Below are 16,242 nucleotides of genomic sequence, written 5' to 3' on the forward strand. Positions count from 1 at the left end.
CTTTAAAACCCGCCACTAAATTTTATCTAAGATATAAAGAATTCTGTTTTCAACCGTATCTTTTGGAACTTCAATTAAATCGTAACCGTATTTCTTATACGTTTCAATTAAATGTTTCTGAATCGTCAATGCTTGTTCAAAATTCTCATAACGTTCTGTATCGCTCTGATAAATTTCTTCCCAAGGCGGTAAAATAAAGGTTTTAGAATATTTAAAATCCTCACATGCTTTTACAAAATGTTCTGGATATTCATCACCAATATAATCCATATAAGCGACAACATCAGGAATGCCGCGATCAATGAAAACTACATTATCAGGTTCTTTTTTGGCGTTTTCAAACTGCTGAATGCGACCTTCTAAAAGCATTTCGCTAAACAATAAAGGTTGTTCCAAAAACAATTGCTCGATGCCTCTTTTTTGAGCTTCGAGTGTAACTTCTCTAGAAATTTCAGGGTAACAACAATAGCCACGAGCGACTAATTCGTTTATAAGCGTAGATTTTCCCGTACCAGGACCGCCAATGAGAACTATGATTTCTTTTTGCACTATTCTAAAAATAAAGGGCAAATTTACCTAAACTTATTCATAATTAAAAAGAATATTTGCTTGAAGTGAAAGATTTGACATTTTTGATTGAAATGGGTTCTTGTTCTTGGGTTTATTAGTTCGGTAAAATATTTAGGTAAACTGGGCTGAAGTCCAACTCTACAATATAATTCGTTCCTTCGGAACTTAAGAGAAAAGAGCCGAAGGCTCGGTAAATATTGTAGGGCTGGACTTTAGTCCAGTTTAGGTATGCGTGTAATAATTTTAAAATTTGATTTAGGGAAGTTTTTTTACTCACAAAACAAATACTTCTCAGAACCTTTTCCTTTCTTCGAAGGTACAATCAAATGCGATTCAAATCTATTTCCTTTCAAAACATCATTTACAAAATCCAAGACATATTGCTGTCCGTCGTGAAAAAGATAACCGGAAAATTCATGTCCACCTCCGCAAAAAGTAATTAGTTCGATGTTTTTATGTAAATCTTTCATTTGATTATAAACCGCGTAAGATCCAAAAAGAATCAGCCAGCCCGAGGCATTTGTCGGACAAGAACGATGCGAACCCGCGCTGTACGGAACCGTGTCGTCATTACTTCCATGTGCCAATAACATCGGAATCGCTTTTTCTTTTGTAATCAGATTAATATCCTGAATCGCGCCCGAACCGCCAATAAAACCCTTGTATTTGAAGTTTTCGGGCAAATTACTTTTGTATAAATTCATCAATTTATAATTCCAAAAGGAAGCTTGAAAACCAATTTCGGCACCAGCACTAATTCCAGAAATAAAGATTTTTGAAGTATCAAGATTGTATTTGTCTGCATTTTCGATTAAAAACGAAGTCGCCTGCCACATATCGCTTACACCAATCTGAATCGCTTTTATTTTTTCGGTCAGAGTTCCTTTGCATCCAAAATCTTTTCCTTTCATATATAAACTGTACGAAATGCTGGCAACTGCATAACCGTTTTCGGCCATGAATTTCCCGAATTCTTTTTCACTAGTACGCTCTCCGCCAGAAAATCCTCCACCAAAAGCAAACATAATCAACGGGATTTTTTCGTTAGATTTTTTCTTTGGCAGATATAAATCTAAATCTAGTTTTATCGTGTCATTTTGAAAATAAGTTAAGGTTTTGATTTCTTGTGCTTGAATATTGTTGAATATAAGGGCGATAAAAAATAAAAGGAGTTTTCTCATTGTAATGTGTTTTAATCTCGCAAAGACGCGAAGTCGCAAAGTTTTTTCGCAATATTGTCATTTCGACGAAGGAGAAATCTTCACGAGAAGCTCGACAAAGATTGGTGAAATTCTGTGAGGAGTTACTTGCGAAGATTTCTCCTTCGTCGAAATGACAAACAGTACGTCGTATACTTTCTTCTGGGAAACTTTTTGAGAAATATTTTTAGTATTGTTTTTCTCAAATATAAGAGTAAAATTTACAAAGAAATAATCTTCTAAAACTTTTTTCTTTGCACCTTTAAGCCTTTGTAACTTTGTGCCTTTTTTCAAAATAAAAAATCTGAAAAATCTGAAATCAAAAACGTATATTTGCGTTTATTTTTAATTACGAATGGAGAACGATAAAGAAAAAAATACAGCCGAATTTTACGAAAGATTAAAATTAGAGCTTGATAACGCAAATACTTGGCCAGCAGAATATTTGTACAAATTCATTGTGCCATCTGTGGCAGATAATGTGGAGCGTGTTGAAAAAGCTTTTGACCGTATGGGCGCAGTTATTAAGACAACAAAATCTAAAACAGGTAAATTTACCAGCGTTTCTGTTGATGTTACTATGCACAGCTCAGACGATGTGATTAGTAAATACAAAGAAGTATCTACAATAGAAGGTATAGTTTCATTATAACTTATGATCGAAAAATATAAAAAAGAAGCTGCAAGCGACGTTGTTTTTAATTTAGAATACAATTCTGAAAGACAACGATTGATTATTCCAGAGTATGGTCGTCATTTACAAAAATTGATTGATCAGGCTACTGCAATCGAAGATGATGAAACGCGCAACAAAGCCGCGAAATACATCATTCAGGTTATGGGAAGCTTGAATCCGCATTTGCGTGATGTTCCTGATTTTCAACACAAATTATGGGATCAGCTTTTTATTATGTCTGATTTTAAGCTAAATGTTGAATCACCATATCCGATTCCGTCAAGAGAGGTTTTAGAGTTGAAGCCAGATGCATTGCAATATCCGCAAAACTTTCCAAAATACAGATTTTATGGCAATAACATCAAATACATGATTGATGTTGCTAATAAATGGGAAGAGGGCGAAATGAAAAATGCCTTGGTTTTAGTTATTGCAAACCACATGAAAAAATCGTTCTTGAGCTGGAATAAAGACACAGTAAAAGATGATGTGATTTTTGAACATTTATATGAATTGTCTGGCGGAAAAATCAATCTGTTGCAAAGTACAGAGGAACTTTTGAATACAACTGACTTGATGCGTACGAATAAACGTGTGTCAAACAAAACCACTCCAGGCGGACAAGCAAAAATCCAAAGCAACAAAAACAATAATAAAGGCGGTAAAAAACCTTTTCAAAAAAACAATAATCAGAAATAAAAAAGGGGCTAAGATGCTAAGGGACTAAGATGCTAAGATTTTTAGCTTAAAAAAACCTCAGAACCTTAGAATCTCAGAACCTTAGAACCTAAAAGAAATCTATGGGAATTTTTAAAATCGAAGGAGGAACTCCTTTAAAAGGAGAAATCACTCCGCAAGGAGCAAAAAATGAGGCATTACAAATTTTATGTGCCGTGCTTCTAACAGGAGATAAAGTAAAAATTAATAACATTCCTGATATTATAGACATCAATAAATTAATCACTTTGTTGGGTAATTTAGGGGTGAAAATTCAACGCAATGAGCCGGGATCAATTACATTTCAGGCAGATGAGGTTAATGTTGGATATTTAGAAACTGAAGCTTTCAAAAAAGAAGGTGGAGCGCTTCGTGGTTCTATTATGATTGTTGGACCGCTTTTGGCTCGTTTCGGAAAAGGATATATTCCAAAACCAGGTGGAGATAAAATTGGTCGTCGTAGATTAGATACGCACTTTGAAGGTTTTATTAACCTTGGAGCAAAATTCAGATATAACAGAGAAGATCACTTTTACGGAGTAGAATCTCCTGAAGAAGGATTAACTGGAACGGATATGCTTTTAGACGAAGCTTCTGTAACTGGAACAGCAAATATTGTAATGGCTGCGGTTTTAGCAAAAGGAAAAACTACAGTTTACAACGCTGCCTGCGAACCGTATTTACAGCAATTATGCAAAATGCTGAACTCTATGGGAGCTAAAATCACAGGAGTTGGTTCTAATTTATTAACTATCGAAGGTGTTGAAAGCCTTGGAGGTTGTGAGCATAGAATTCTTCCTGATATGATCGAAATTGGTTCTTGGATTGGTCTTGCGGCTATGACAAAAAGCGAAATCACAATCAAAAATGTTAGCTGGGAAAATTTAGGTTTGATTCCAAATACTTTCAGAAAATTAGGTATTACAATCGAAAAACGTAACGACGATATTTACATTCCAGCTCATAAAGATGGATATGAAGTAAAAACAGACATCGACGGTTCTATTTTAACTATTGCCGATGCACCATGGCCAGGATTTACACCTGACTTATTAAGTATCGTTTTGGTTGTAGCAACACAAGCAAAAGGGGATGTTTTAATTCACCAAAAAATGTTTGAAAGCCGTTTGTTCTTCGTGGATAAACTAATTGATATGGGAGCAAAAATCATGTTATGTGATCCGCACAGAGCTGTGGTTATGGGACATAATTTTGAATCTCAATTAAAGGCAACAAAAATGTCTTCTCCTGATATTCGTGCAGGAATCTCATTATTGATTGCAGCGCTTTCAGCAAAAGGAACGAGTACAATTCAAAATATTGAACAAATTGACCGTGGATACGAGCGTATCGACGAGCGTTTAAGAGCAATCGGCGCAAAAATCGTGAGAGCTTAAAAAAAGGATTAGCCACGAATTAACGAATTTAAATCTGCAAAGATTATCAAAAATAATTCGTGATCCCGATAGCTATCGGTAGTGGAGAAAAAAAATAGTCTAAATGACAAACGAACAAAAAGCTATAAAAGCTACTATCTTTAGTATAGCTGGAAATACCTGCCTGGCCCTTGTAAAAGGTCTCGCAGGTTTTTTTGGCAATTCATATGCCCTGATTGCAGATGCGATCGAATCGACGACGGATATATTTTCGTCTTGTTTGGTTTTATTCGGAATCAGGTATTCTAACAAACCGGCCGATGAAAATCATCCTTATGGACATGGCCGTGCAGAACCTTTGATAACGTTTTTAGTTGTCGGATTTTTAATTACTTCAGCAACTATTATTGGATACGAAAGTATTGCAAACATTGGCACTTCTCACGATTTGCCAAAATCCTGGACTTTATATGTTTTGGGAGCAATAATTATCTGGAAAGAATATTCGTTTCGTGTCGTAATGAAACGAAGTAAACAAACAAATAGTTCTTCTCTAGCAGCCGACGCTTGGCACCATCGAAGCGATGCTATAACTTCTGTAGCAGCTTTTATCGGGATTTCGATTGCTTTGTTTATGGGGAAAGGCTACGAATCTGCAGATGATTGGGCTGCACTTTTTGCTGCTTTTTTTATTTTATATAATAGCTACAAAATCTTCAGGCCAGCACTTGGCGAAATCATGGACGAAAATCTAAATGACGATTTAGTCGAAGAAATTCGTGTTGTTGCAATGACAGTTCCAGGAATTCTTGGAACAGAAAAATGTTTTATCCGAAAAGCAGGAATGCGTTATCACGTTGATCTTCATGCAATTGTTTCGGCAAGTATTTCTGTAAAAGAAGGACATGATTTGTCGCATAAATTACAAGATACTTTAAAAGAAAAAATTCCGCAATTGGGAAATGTTTTGATTCATATCGAACCAGATGATTACCACTGAGGTCCTAAGGTTCTGAGATACTAAGATTCTAAGATTTCTTTTAGGAATCTATTTCTTAATCTCTGTCAGGCTGAGCGAAGTCAAAGCCCGCGCAAAGAATATCAAATTTCGAAAATAAAAAAATCCGTTTAACGCAGTCTGTTTTCATGCAGGTTTTGCAGATTAAGCGGATTTTTTATGTTTTTGAAGTCACGATTTAGTATTCAAAAGAAAAAACCTTAGAATCTTAGCGTCTCAGAACCTTAGTACCTTAGTCTAATACATTCAAAATCTTCAGTCCAAATACAACACCATTTTGCTGAGTTCCTCCTTGATAAGAATGAACATAATCAAGTCGGAAGACTTTGAATTTTCCGAAACCTAGATTATCTAAACCAACGGTAAATTCAGAATAAGGCTTTTTGTCTGGAATTGCCAACGTGTGAAATCCAATATTCATCGTTGATTTCAGTAGATTGATCAACGGAATTTTATTGGTCACAAAACCCATATCATTATGCTCCAAATGCATTTCGAAATAACGATTATTTGTCGAATTCGAGTAGTATGGCATTAAGTTGAAAACATTCAAATAGCGTTCACTTGTACCAATGTGAGTTTGATTTCCGTTAAAATGTCTGTAATCTATAAAAGCTATATTTTCAGCGTTAAAGAATTTTCCAGCTCTGAAATTTGTTCCAAGAATTCCTTTATTTCCTAATGATAAATCATATTGAACGGAAGCGCCAACTCTCTCAAATTCATATTTTTTCTGACTTGCAGCAAAGGCTTTTTCGAAAACTAAATAAACGGTAGGATATTTTTCATTTTTAACATTGAATCTTCCGTCAGGTCTTGAAATATATTTATTCCCAAAATTAATTCGAGCCGTTACTGCTGTTTTGAATAAATGATGTTGATCAAAAGCCGAAGTTGTAAAATCATTTGGCGCTAGCGGATTGTTCGATGAATAAATATCATCTTTTTTAAAGAACGAATAATCGGTGGTATTGAAAAGCGGTTTTCGCTGTTCGTAAGCAATTTTTGCATTCAAATTTATACCGTTCGCAACATCTTGACCATAGTTGATCTGAGCAAATTCTAAATTGTAAAGCTTCATATAATTATCTTTAAAAAATAAAGAAGCTATCGAATTGACAAATTTTGTGATTGGCTCGGCTCCATTGAATTGTGCCGTTTTTGTTCCGCCCGAAGCCCAAATCGAAGCATAATTGATGTTGTTGAATCGATGGCTGAATTCACCAATAACGCGTAAACGATCATCAGAAAAACCGTAATTAAAAGTTGTGCTTATCGAGGTGCTTTTTCCTGTTTCTTCATTCCATTTTCTAAATGAAAAACCAGAATCTAAATTGAAACCTTGAACGGTATTAAAACTCAAAGAACTTATGTTTAATATGCCTTTATAGTTAAAAGAGTATTTCTTGAATGTATTTTTATAATCGTAGCCCATTAAAATATCCCAAACTTTAAACTTGTTGTTTTTGGCATCAATAGAGTCTGTATATTTTTGAGATTTTCTGATAGTTTGCAGGCTGTCTTTTTTTGTATAATCGGTGCTTTCTTCGATAGTTAAAGGAATTGGACGAATTTCATTCCAGAAAGCATCGTCCTTTTTGTTGGCATTTGGTTCAAAAGCAACGATTTCATTTCCGAAAGTTTTCTTTTCGAAAGAGGCTGGAAACTCATAATTAGAATAAACATAATTAAAGGTTCCTGAAAATTTAATTCCAAAAATGCCGGCGTTAAAAAATAGTGACTGCGCATTTTTTGTCCATAGTTTTTGAATCTTATTGTAACTGAAACTCTGTTTAAGAGTCATTATTTCAGTAAATTCATTTTTCATTCGGTAACCTTTTATGTCCAAATCGACTGCATAAATGGCAAAACTATCATCGACAATATAAATATAGCCTTCAAAAACGGGTTCTTTATCTCTTTTAGGAGTAACTTTTATTTTGTTGATTTGCTGATTGTTGTCGTCAAAAAAAGTACCTTCAAGCTTGTACTTGTAATAACTGAAAGCATTGTCAGCAATAGGTGAGATGAGTTTAATATCAAAATCTAAAGTATTGTCATAAAAATCATAAGTCGATAAAGCTGCAGTATTATAACTGTATCCTCTGTTATTTCCGGAGATTTTTGATGCGATGATTTTCTCTTTTAATTTATCAGGTTTTTCAAATGTAATTTTCGAAATGGTTTCAGATAAATATAGAATTCCGGTTCCGGTAGAGTCTAAATTAGAAGCCATATCTTCGCCAAGATCTACTTTTTGGCCAAGAATTTTTTTAGGAAGATCTTTTACTTTAAATAGTCCTTTCGAATAAAAGTCGGCGGTATATCGACCAGTTTTATCCGAATTATCTTTTTTATTTGCAATCGCGCTTTTTATAATTGCATCAGCAGGATTATTTTTTGGATCAATGACAACTTCGTTTAAAGCAAAACTCTCTTCGAGCATCTTAACATCTAAAACAATATTTTTTGAATCAGAAGAAATGGCAATTTTTTGTGTTTTAAATCCGAGGTACTGAAAGATGATTTTGTTTTTACCAGTTTCTTTTACATTCAACTGATATTTTCCATGTTCGTTTGATGTAGTTCCGGTATAAGTGTTTTCTTCAAAGACAGAGACAAAAGGCAACGGATTTCCTTTTTCATCGGTAATAGTTCCTTTGATTTGGGCAAAATTGGAAATCGAAAAAAGTAAAAAGGCAAGTAAAGTAGCGTTTCTCATGTAAGTGGTTTATCTTACAAAAATAGAATAACTTGAATCTGAGCCTATTAATAATTTGTTAAATTACATACTACTAGAATCTTGTTGCGATGTCAGGCTGAGCGAAGTCGAAGCCCTTTAGAGATGAACTCTTCGACTTAGGTCAGGGTGACACTATTTATAAAAAAGATTGAATTGCTAATTCATAGCTTTTAAGTCCGAAACCTAAAATTACACCTTTTGCATTTCCAGACAAGTAAGATTGATGCCTGAAGCTTTCGCGAGCATATGTATTTGAAATATGAACCTCGATAACTGGAGTTGTTACCGCTTTCATTGCATCACCTAAACCTATAGAGGTATGTGTGTAAGCGCCAGCGTTCAAAATAATTCCGTCAAATGAAAAACCAACTTCCTGAATTTGGCCAATCAATTCGCCTTCAATATTGCTTTGATAATACGAAAGTTCTACATTTGGAAATTTGGTTTTCAACGTTTCAAAATAATCTTCAAAAGTTTGGCTTCCATAAACTTCAGGTTCTCTTTTTCCTAAAAGATTCAAATTGGGTCCGTTGATAATGCAGATTTTCATATTTAAAGTTATTTATATTGAAGAATTAATATTGCAATTGATTTTTGCAATTGAGATTGAACTTTGTAAAAATAAAAAAACCGCTCTAATTAATAGAACGGTTTTTATAAAAGTATGTGATATTCTTTTAGAACATGAAACCAGCAGAAAGCTGTACTACTGAGTTTCTAATATCTGCATTTGGAGAGGCATCAGTTAATCCTAAACTGTAACGTCCTTGAAGAAAGATGCTTTCTGTAAGTTTCAAGCCTAAACCAGCATTAAGAGCAAAGTCAAATGTGTTAGCATCGTCAAATCTTACATCATTTTTTTGACTTAATAAAAATGAAGCTTGTGGACCAACTTCTAAGCTTAATGATTTTGTCATGTAGATTTTTGCCATTACAGGAATCGATAAATAAGCTAATTCATTTTTAAAGTCTTCTTGAGCATCGGCAAACTTATAAGTTGCTCCTTGTGTAGAATATAAAAGCTCTGGCTGAATTGCGAACTTTTCTAATAATTTTACTTCAGCTACTAAACCAGCATGAAAACTAGTGATTCCATCTTTATCAAATGCTACACCATTTAAACTAGCATCACCAGGTTGACTCGCAAAGTTAACCCCAGCCTTAACCCCGATTTTTAATAATTGTGCGTGTATTGCAGTTGATGCCATTAAGAACATTACAGCTGCTAAAAATAATTTCTTCATAAAAAATGTCTTTTAAAAATTGGTATTTATATGTTATCTATAGATCAAAACTACATTATTTATGATTTATTGTTTTATGTCAAGCTTTAAAAAATTATTAAAATTCTCACTTTTTCAACAAAAATTTTAATCCAGCAACTCTAAAGGCTTGAAAACTACAGACTTATTTGTAGTTTATTTCTGTCTTATTTTATTATGTTCGTGTCTTTTTGTGGATGTGTTTTAATCGGATTATTCTTAGTTTAGTTTTTGTAATTAAAAATATAAATCATGAAAAAAATTATTTTGGCTGCTATTGCAGTAATGACGTTTGGATTTGCAAATGCACAAAGTGTAAAATTTGGAATTAAGGGAGGAGTTAATCTTTCAACTTTTACAGGTGATGTTGAAGATGCTTCATCTAAAGTAGGTTTTCAAGTAGGGGGATTTGCAGAATTTAAGTTTTCAGACAAATTTGCTATCCAGCCAGAGCTTTTGTATTCTTTGCAAGGTGCAAAATTTGATGAAAAGGGAGATTCTTATACTTATAAAGAGAATATTCATGCTAGCTATTTAAATATTCCTGTAATGGCGAGATATTATGTTGTTAATAAATTAAGTATTGAAGCTGGGCCTCAGATAGGGTTTTTATTATCTGCTAAGGATAAATGGGAAAGCTTAGAAAATGGTGAAAAGTACACTGGAAAAGAAAATATTAAAGATTCTTTTAAGTCAGTTGATTTTGGGTTAAATATAGGGGCTGGATATGATTTTACAGAAAATGTATCTGCAGGAATAAGATATAATTTCGGTTTATCTAATATTTCAGATTTTGAAGATGCTGGAAAAATTCATAATAATGTAATTTCATTAAATTTAGGATACAAATTCTAAAAAAAAATATTTAGTTAGTTTTTGTTGGCCTTCCTCAATTTAGAGGAGGGCTTTTTTAGGTACTAATTTATTTGTTAAAATCCTAATTTGTTTTTAGTAGGTATAGTTTTATATTTGATTAATTAAATTTTAACCCAAAACAAATTAGAATGAAAAAAATTATTTTATCTGCCATTGCATTAATGGCTTTTGCATTTAGTAATGCTCAGGAAACTAGGTTTGGAATAAAAGGTGGTCTTAATATTACAACTTTTGCTGGAGGAGATTATTGGGATGCTAAATCTTTGGTTGGTTTTCAAGTTGGAGGTTTTGCCGAGATTAAAATTATTGATAGATTATCAATCCAGCCAGAGGTTTTGTTTTCTACTCAAGGGGCTAAACTTGAATTTGCTGGTGATGATTGGGATAATAAAGTGAACTATATTAATGTTCCAGTTCTAGCTAAGTTTTATATTACAAAACAGTTTACTGCTGAAGCTGGTCCGCAATTAGGATTTTTGGTTTCTGCAAAAAGCGAAGGCGAAGACGTGAAAGATAATTTTAAATCTGTTGACACAGGATTTAATTTTGGACTTGGTTATAATTTCACGGATAATGTATCTGCAGGAATTCGTTATACAGTTGGTTTGTCAAATATTTTGGATTATGATGTTGATGATATTGATGAGTATTACGATAGTCCAAAAAATAGTGTTTTGGCTTTGACTTTGGCGTACAAATTCTAGTTTTAAAAAACATATATTTCTAAAACCTTTCTAAATTTAGGAAGGTTTTTTTATTTCTAAAAAGTGTTTACTTTGTACGTATGAATTGGAACCGATATATAAAAGACTATCAATCGTATTTGCGAATTGAAAGAGGTTTGTCAAAAAACACAATCGAAAACTATGGTTTTGACATAGAGCGTTTGTGTCTTTTTTTGGAACAAAATAAAATAGATGTTTCACCATTGAAAATTTCAGATGAAACATTACAGCAATTTATTTATTCGGTTGCAAAAGAAGTGAATCCGCGTTCGCAGGCGAGAATAATTTCGGGTTTAAAGAGTTTTTTTAATTATTTGATTTTTGAAGATTATAGAAATGATAATCCTTTAGAGTTAATTGAAAGCCCAAAAACAGGAAGAAAATTGCCAGATACTTTATCGGTTGATGAAATTGATGCTTTGATTGCTACAATTGATTTAAGTTCAAATGAAGGAGAACGCAATAGAGCAATGCTCGAAACTTTGTATGGGTGTGGACTTCGAGTTTCAGAATTGGTTACATTAAAAATTTCAGATTTATTTTTTGATGAAGGTTTCATAAAAATTACTGGAAAAGGAAATAAAGAACGTTTTGTGCCCATTGGAAAATTAACCAAAAAGTATATCGAGATTTACAAAGATGAAGTACGCCCGAACTTAATTATTAAAAAAGGGTTTGAAGATACTTTGTTTTTAAACAGAAGAGGAAATCAGCTTACACGTGCCATGATTTTTACCATTATAAAAGATTTGGCTGTAAAAATAGGTTTGCATAAAAATATTAGTCCGCATACGCTTCGTCATTCCTTTGCGACGCATCTTTTAGAAAACGGCGCCGACCTCAGATCTATTCAGTTAATGCTAGGACACGAATCAATTACTACGACCGAAATTTATGTGCATTTAGACCGAAGTTTTTTGAAGGAAGTCATGCATACTTTTCATCCGAGAAGGTGATTTTTTTCGATGAAAAGTTAAATTTTATTTGAAAAATTAATATATTGTATGATAATTTCTACTAAAAGCAGATAAAATCGACGAACTGCATGTTTTTCGGTTTTTGAGGTTAAAATAGCCTCAATTTGCATAAATGTTATTATATGGTTTTTGATTTATATGGAAATGAAGATTGCTTGGAAGTGAATAATTTTTATAAAAAATTATTGGCTGAAATGCCCGATTTGCTTTTTCAATTTGTAATCGATAACAATAATAATTACTCTTTCCCGCTGGTCAGCAAATCTGCCGATGATATTTTTGAAATTTCAGCAAAAGAATTTACGAATGATATCAAGTTAATTGTTTACGATAGAATTTTTCCCCAAGACAGGGATTTGTTTTTTCAATCTTTGGTACAGGCGCGTAAGGAAGTTAAACCGTGGGAAGTTGAGTTTAGAGCAATTTTGCCTAAAAAAGGTTTGCGGTGGTTTCGGGTTTCTTCTAAAACCGAATTGTCGCATGATGGCAATGTGAGTTTTTATGGGCATGTTTCGGATATCACAGATTTAAAAGATAAAGAGGAAAGACTTCGTATTTCTGAAGAACGTTTTCAGTTTGCATTAGATGCTTCTACAGTTGGAATTTGGGATTGGGACATGGTGACCAATCAAGTTTTTTATTCTTCACTTTCCCTTAAAATTTTAGAATTAGAATCAACAGATGTTTTCGATGATCCTGAGCGCTGGGATAAAATTGTTCATCCTGATGATTTGCCAAAATATTACTCTGATATTCACGAGCATTTTGATAATAAAATTCCGTATTACGAGAATTACCACCGTGTAATGACCTCTAGCGGTAATTACAAATGGATTCTAGACCGCGGAAAGGTTATAAAACGTGATGAAAATGGCAGGCCTTTGCGTGTTATTGGAACGCATACAGATGTTTCTTTGCAAAAAGAAAAAGAATTGGAACTAATAAAAACAATGAAATTATACAGTGATCAAAACAGCCGATTGCTGAATTTTTCGCATATAGTTTCACATAATTTAAATACTCAGGCTGGTAATATAAAATCAATACTAGACTTTATTGATGCCGATGTTGATAAACAAACCGTAAGTGAAATGCTGGTGCATTTAAGAACGGTTTCGAATGATTTGAATGATACGATTTCGAATTTAACTCAAATTGTAAAAACGCAAAGTAATATAAATATTGCCGTTGTTCCTTTAAAACTGTGTGAATACATCGAAAAAACAATCGCGGCGATAAAAGGTTATGACAAACGAAAAAATGTTACAATCGTAAATAATGTTCCTAATTATTTGACGATTAATTTTAATCCTGCATACTTAGAAAGTGTCTTGCTTAATTTTACAACTAATGCAATAAAATATGCACATCCGGATCGTGATCCTTTAATTGTTTTTGATTTTGCAATTGAACCAGATGGTTTTAAATCATTAAAGATTACAGATAATGGTCTGGGGATTGATTTGGCGGTTCATGGCGATCTTTTATTCGGAATGTATAAAACATTTCATAAACACGAAGATGCGCGCGGAATTGGCCTTTATATCACTCGAAACCAAATTGAAGCAATGAAAGGGACTATTTGTGTAGAAAGTGAAGTAGGAGTTGGAACCAGTTTTAAAATTATATTTGGAGATCTATAATTCGTTTTATCAAAATACATATAAAAAACAAAGGCTATCCGTAAAAAGATAGCCTTTGTTTTTTATTTAAAAGAGAAATTACTTAGCAATATTAACTGCTCTAGTTTCTCTAATTACTGTAACTTTCACTTGACCTGGATAAGTCATTTCTGTTTGGATTTTTTGTGAAATTTCGAAAGATAAGTTTGCTGCATTATCATCAGAAACTTTTTCGCTTTCTACAATTACACGAAGTTCTCTACCAGCCTGAATTGCATATGCATTTTTTACACCGCTAAATCCGTAAGCAACATCTTCAAGATCTTTCAGACGCTGAATGTAAGAATCTAAAACTTGGCGTCTAGCTCCTGGGCGTGCTCCAGAAATAGCATCACAAACCTGAATAATTGGAGATAACAATGATTTCATTTCGATTTCGTCGTGGTGCGCTCCAATAGCGTTGCAAACCTCTTCTTTTTCACCATATTTCTCAGCCCACTGCATACCTAAAAGTGCGTGTGGTAAATCGCTTTCAGTATCTGGCACTTTACCAATATCGTGAAGTAAACCAGCTCTTTTTGCCAGTTTTACATTTAGTCCTAATTCAGCGGCCATGATACCACAAAGTTTAGAAACCTCTCTTGAGTGCTGTAATAAGTTTTGTCCGTATGAAGAACGGTATTTCATTCTTCCCACAACTTTAATTAATTCAGGGTGTAATCCGTGAATTCCTAAGTCTATAACGGTACGTTTTCCAACTTCAATAATTTCATCATCGATTTGTTTAGCTGTTTTTGCAACAACCTCTTCAATTCTTGCTGGGTGAATACGTCCGTCAGTTACTAATTTGTGTAATGACAAACGAGCGATTTCTCTACGAACTGGATCAAAACAAGAAAGAATGATAGCTTCTGGAGTATCGTCAACAATAATTTCTACTCCGGTTGCAGCTTCTAAAGCTCTAATATTTCGTCCTTCACGACCAATAATTCTACCTTTTACATCATCAGATTCAATGTTAAAAACAGAAACGCAATTTTCAACTGCTTCTTCTGTACCAACTCTTTGAATTGTGTTGATAATGATTTTTTTAGCTTCTTGCTGTGCTGTAAGTTTAGCTTCTTCAATGGTATCTTGAATATGCGACATAGCTTTGCTTTTAGCTTCGGCTTTTAAACCTTCAACTAATTGCTCTTTTGCTTCTTCTGCAGAAAGTCCTGAAATTACTTCAAGCTGTTGTAATTGACTTTTGTGTAGTTTGTCAACTTCGCTTTGTTTTTTGTCTAAAACCTCAATTTTATTATTGTATTCCTGAGTTTTAGCTTCAAAATCGTCATTTACTTTTTTTGCTTTTGAAAGCTCGTTAGAAACCTGAGATTCTTTATCGCGCACTCTTTTTTCTACTTCAGCTACTTTTTTGTCTCTAGCTAAAATAACTTGTTCGTGCTCTGATTTTAGTTCGATAAAACGCTCTTTTGCCTGTAGAATTTTATCTTTTTTGATATTTTCAGCTTCTAAATTAGCATCTTTTAAAATGGAAGCTGCTTCTTTTTTAGCGTTTTTGATTAGATTAGAAATATTGCTTTTTTCGATGATTTTAGCAATTGCAAAACCTGCTGCAATCCCTACAATACCAGAAATAATGATCGTTATTATGTCCATGTTTGTTAAAATTTATATATAAAAAAAGCCTACATTAATTGCTTGAATAAACTCGTAAAGACAAGTTTTGAGCTAACTCTCTGTTCAAGTTTCCCAGCCAAAAGGAGGGTATACTATAGTAGTGACGATTCGCTCATTCTAAATTGTTAGTGTTGAGTTTACCAATTGTGAACTAATGTAGGCAGTATCTTAGTTTCTGTAAAGAACGTTTAATTTTCGAGATATTGATCTAATAGCGAATTTAATTTCTTAATTCTTTCGATGGTTTCTTCTCCATCGATTGCGTTATCAATTTGTTTTTGTTCAACTTGTGATGCAAATTGCAATGCACACATAGCTAATACATCTTGTTTATCACGAACCGCGTAATTTTCTTCGAACTGCTTAATCATCGCATCAATTTTCTTAGAAGCACTTCTAAGTCCTTCTTCCTGAGATGGTTCAACCGTTAACGGGTAAACGCGATCTGCAATTGATATTTTGATTCTAAGCTTTCCGTCCATGTTTTTACTAATCTGATAGTTGCGCTATACAGTAATCAATTTCGCGAATTAATGAATTTATTTTAAGCTTTGTCTCTCTCTTGTTATTGTCGCTGCCGAGCAACGAATTGGCTATTTTAAGTGTCTCATATTGCTTCTTCAAAGCCTCAATTTCTTCAGATTGTTTCTGGATAATTTGCACAGCTTTGGCTAATTCTAATTGTAAATCCTGATTGTTTTTCTCCAAACCTTTTGATTTCTCAAAAAGCTTCTCGACTTTATATTCAAGAGTATCAATTATTTCGGCAATTACACTCATTATAAATCCTATTCATTA

At 33.4% G+C, this 16,242-nt stretch carries 16 protein-coding genes; 8 read left to right on the top strand and 8 right to left on the bottom strand.

Annotated features, from left to right (window positions below; translation table 11 throughout):
• Positions 1-15: 15 nt before the first annotated feature.
• Positions 16-549, bottom strand: coding sequence for an ATP-binding protein (locus RB619_RS16405; RefSeq protein WP_308099401.1), 534 nt, complete (start codon positions 547-549; stop codon positions 16-18).
• A 290-nt stretch (positions 550-839) separates the two neighbouring features.
• Positions 840-1,751: an alpha/beta hydrolase gene (locus tag RB619_RS16410; RefSeq protein WP_308099403.1), complete on the bottom strand. Its 912-nt coding sequence runs from the start codon at positions 1,749-1,751 to the stop codon at positions 840-842.
• A gap of 373 nt (positions 1,752-2,124) precedes the next feature.
• Between RB619_RS16410 and RB619_RS16415 the strand changes: the two genes are divergently transcribed.
• From RB619_RS16415 to RB619_RS16430, 4 genes are all read left to right on the top strand, one after another.
• Positions 2,125-2,421 carry a DUF493 family protein gene (locus RB619_RS16415; RefSeq protein ID WP_035649758.1) on the top strand — a complete coding sequence of 99 codons (297 nt, stop codon included), beginning with the start codon at positions 2,125-2,127 and terminating at the stop codon, positions 2,419-2,421.
• Between the two features lie 3 nt (positions 2,422-2,424).
• Entirely contained in the window at positions 2,425-3,144 is a 720-nt protein-coding gene (locus RB619_RS16420; RefSeq protein WP_115890131.1) for a DUF4290 domain-containing protein, read from the top strand.
• Positions 3,145-3,245: 101 nt separating this feature from the next.
• A complete protein-coding gene (gene murA, locus RB619_RS16425) occupies positions 3,246-4,559 on the top strand; it encodes a UDP-N-acetylglucosamine 1-carboxyvinyltransferase (RefSeq protein WP_308099406.1) in 1,314 nt (437 codons plus the stop codon).
• A 103-nt stretch (positions 4,560-4,662) separates the two neighbouring features.
• Positions 4,663-5,538 carry a cation diffusion facilitator family transporter gene (locus RB619_RS16430; protein WP_308099408.1) on the top strand — a complete coding sequence of 292 codons (876 nt, stop codon included), beginning with the start codon at positions 4,663-4,665 and terminating at the stop codon, positions 5,536-5,538.
• A 250-nt stretch (positions 5,539-5,788) separates the two neighbouring features.
• Here the strand turns inward: RB619_RS16430 and RB619_RS16435 are convergent, their stop codons facing one another.
• From RB619_RS16435 to RB619_RS16445, 3 genes are all read right to left on the bottom strand, one after another.
• A complete protein-coding gene (locus tag RB619_RS16435) occupies positions 5,789-8,278 on the bottom strand; it encodes a DUF5686 and carboxypeptidase regulatory-like domain-containing protein (RefSeq protein WP_308099410.1) in 2,490 nt (829 codons plus the stop codon).
• Between the two features lie 157 nt (positions 8,279-8,435).
• Positions 8,436-8,849: a type II 3-dehydroquinate dehydratase gene (gene aroQ / locus RB619_RS16440; RefSeq protein WP_308099412.1), complete on the bottom strand. Its 414-nt coding sequence runs from the start codon at positions 8,847-8,849 to the stop codon at positions 8,436-8,438.
• 127 nt (positions 8,850-8,976) lie between these two features.
• A complete protein-coding gene (locus tag RB619_RS16445) occupies positions 8,977-9,543 on the bottom strand; it encodes a porin family protein (protein ID WP_308099414.1) in 567 nt (188 codons plus the stop codon).
• Positions 9,544-9,813: 270 nt separating this feature from the next.
• On the opposite strand from RB619_RS16445, the gene RB619_RS16450 reads away from it, so the two are divergent.
• The 4 genes from RB619_RS16450 to RB619_RS16465 all read left to right on the top strand — a co-directional run bounded on the left by RB619_RS16450 (position 9,814) and on the right by RB619_RS16465 (position 13,782).
• Positions 9,814-10,416 (top strand): porin family protein, encoded by a 603-nt coding sequence (locus RB619_RS16450; protein WP_308099416.1) that lies wholly within the window; start codon positions 9,814-9,816, stop codon positions 10,414-10,416.
• 149 nt (positions 10,417-10,565) lie between these two features.
• Complete coding sequence (locus RB619_RS16455) at positions 10,566-11,141, top strand: porin family protein (RefSeq protein WP_308099418.1); 576 nt, start codon at positions 10,566-10,568, stop codon at positions 11,139-11,141.
• 80 nt (positions 11,142-11,221) lie between these two features.
• Complete coding sequence (gene xerD / locus RB619_RS16460) at positions 11,222-12,118, top strand: site-specific tyrosine recombinase XerD (RefSeq protein ID WP_308099420.1); 897 nt, start codon at positions 11,222-11,224, stop codon at positions 12,116-12,118.
• A 143-nt stretch (positions 12,119-12,261) separates the two neighbouring features.
• A complete protein-coding gene (locus tag RB619_RS16465) occupies positions 12,262-13,782 on the top strand; it encodes a PAS domain-containing protein (RefSeq protein WP_308099422.1) in 1,521 nt (506 codons plus the stop codon).
• Between the two features lie 78 nt (positions 13,783-13,860).
• On the opposite strand, the gene rny is transcribed toward RB619_RS16465, so the two are convergent.
• The 3 genes from rny to RB619_RS16480 form a co-directional block, all read right to left on the bottom strand.
• The gene (rny, locus tag RB619_RS16470) at positions 13,861-15,423 is read right to left on the bottom strand and encodes a ribonuclease Y (protein WP_308099424.1); all 1,563 of its coding nucleotides are present in this window, start codon (positions 15,421-15,423) and stop codon (positions 13,861-13,863) included.
• Between the two features lie 209 nt (positions 15,424-15,632).
• On the bottom strand, positions 15,633-15,926 hold the full coding sequence (locus RB619_RS16475) for a cell division protein ZapA (protein ID WP_308099426.1): 294 nt from the start codon (positions 15,924-15,926) through the stop codon (positions 15,633-15,635).
• A 7-nt stretch (positions 15,927-15,933) separates the two neighbouring features.
• Positions 15,934-16,224, bottom strand: coding sequence for a hypothetical protein (locus RB619_RS16480; protein WP_026727596.1), 291 nt, complete (start codon positions 16,222-16,224; stop codon positions 15,934-15,936).
• Positions 16,225-16,242 lie beyond the last annotated feature (18 nt).

It is taken from the genome of Flavobacterium sp. LHD-80 (assembly GCF_030929605.1).
Classification (GTDB): Bacteria; Bacteroidota; Bacteroidia; order Flavobacteriales; family Flavobacteriaceae; genus Flavobacterium.

What these genes read in the sequence shown, in the direction of transcription:
- xerD (WP_308099420.1), top strand. Translation starts at nt 11,222, where the DNA reads ATGAATTGGAACCGATATATAAAAGACTATCAATCGTATTTGCGAATT.
- RB619_RS16480 (WP_026727596.1), bottom strand. Translation starts at nt 16,224, where the DNA reads ATGAGTGTAATTGCCGAAATAATTGATACTCTTGAATATAAAGTCGAG.
- RB619_RS16430 (WP_308099408.1), top strand. Translation starts at nt 4,663, where the DNA reads ATGACAAACGAACAAAAAGCTATAAAAGCTACTATCTTTAGTATAGCT.
- murA (WP_308099406.1), top strand. Translation starts at nt 3,246, where the DNA reads ATGGGAATTTTTAAAATCGAAGGAGGAACTCCTTTAAAAGGAGAAATC.
- RB619_RS16435 (WP_308099410.1), bottom strand. Translation starts at nt 8,278, where the DNA reads ATGAGAAACGCTACTTTACTTGCCTTTTTACTTTTTTCGATTTCCAAT.
- rny (WP_308099424.1), bottom strand. Translation starts at nt 15,423, where the DNA reads ATGGACATAATAACGATCATTATTTCTGGTATTGTAGGGATTGCAGCA.
- RB619_RS16450 (WP_308099416.1), top strand. Translation starts at nt 9,814, where the DNA reads ATGAAAAAAATTATTTTGGCTGCTATTGCAGTAATGACGTTTGGATTT.
- aroQ (WP_308099412.1), bottom strand. Translation starts at nt 8,849, where the DNA reads ATGAAAATCTGCATTATCAACGGACCCAATTTGAATCTTTTAGGAAAA.
- RB619_RS16465 (WP_308099422.1), top strand. Translation starts at nt 12,262, where the DNA reads ATGGTTTTTGATTTATATGGAAATGAAGATTGCTTGGAAGTGAATAAT.
- RB619_RS16475 (WP_308099426.1), bottom strand. Translation starts at nt 15,926, where the DNA reads ATGGACGGAAAGCTTAGAATCAAAATATCAATTGCAGATCGCGTTTAC.
- RB619_RS16420 (WP_115890131.1), top strand. Translation starts at nt 2,425, where the DNA reads ATGATCGAAAAATATAAAAAAGAAGCTGCAAGCGACGTTGTTTTTAAT.
- RB619_RS16455 (WP_308099418.1), top strand. Translation starts at nt 10,566, where the DNA reads ATGAAAAAAATTATTTTATCTGCCATTGCATTAATGGCTTTTGCATTT.
- RB619_RS16445 (WP_308099414.1), bottom strand. Translation starts at nt 9,543, where the DNA reads ATGAAGAAATTATTTTTAGCAGCTGTAATGTTCTTAATGGCATCAACT.
- RB619_RS16415 (WP_035649758.1), top strand. Translation starts at nt 2,125, where the DNA reads ATGGAGAACGATAAAGAAAAAAATACAGCCGAATTTTACGAAAGATTA.
- RB619_RS16410 (WP_308099403.1), bottom strand. Translation starts at nt 1,751, where the DNA reads ATGAGAAAACTCCTTTTATTTTTTATCGCCCTTATATTCAACAATATT.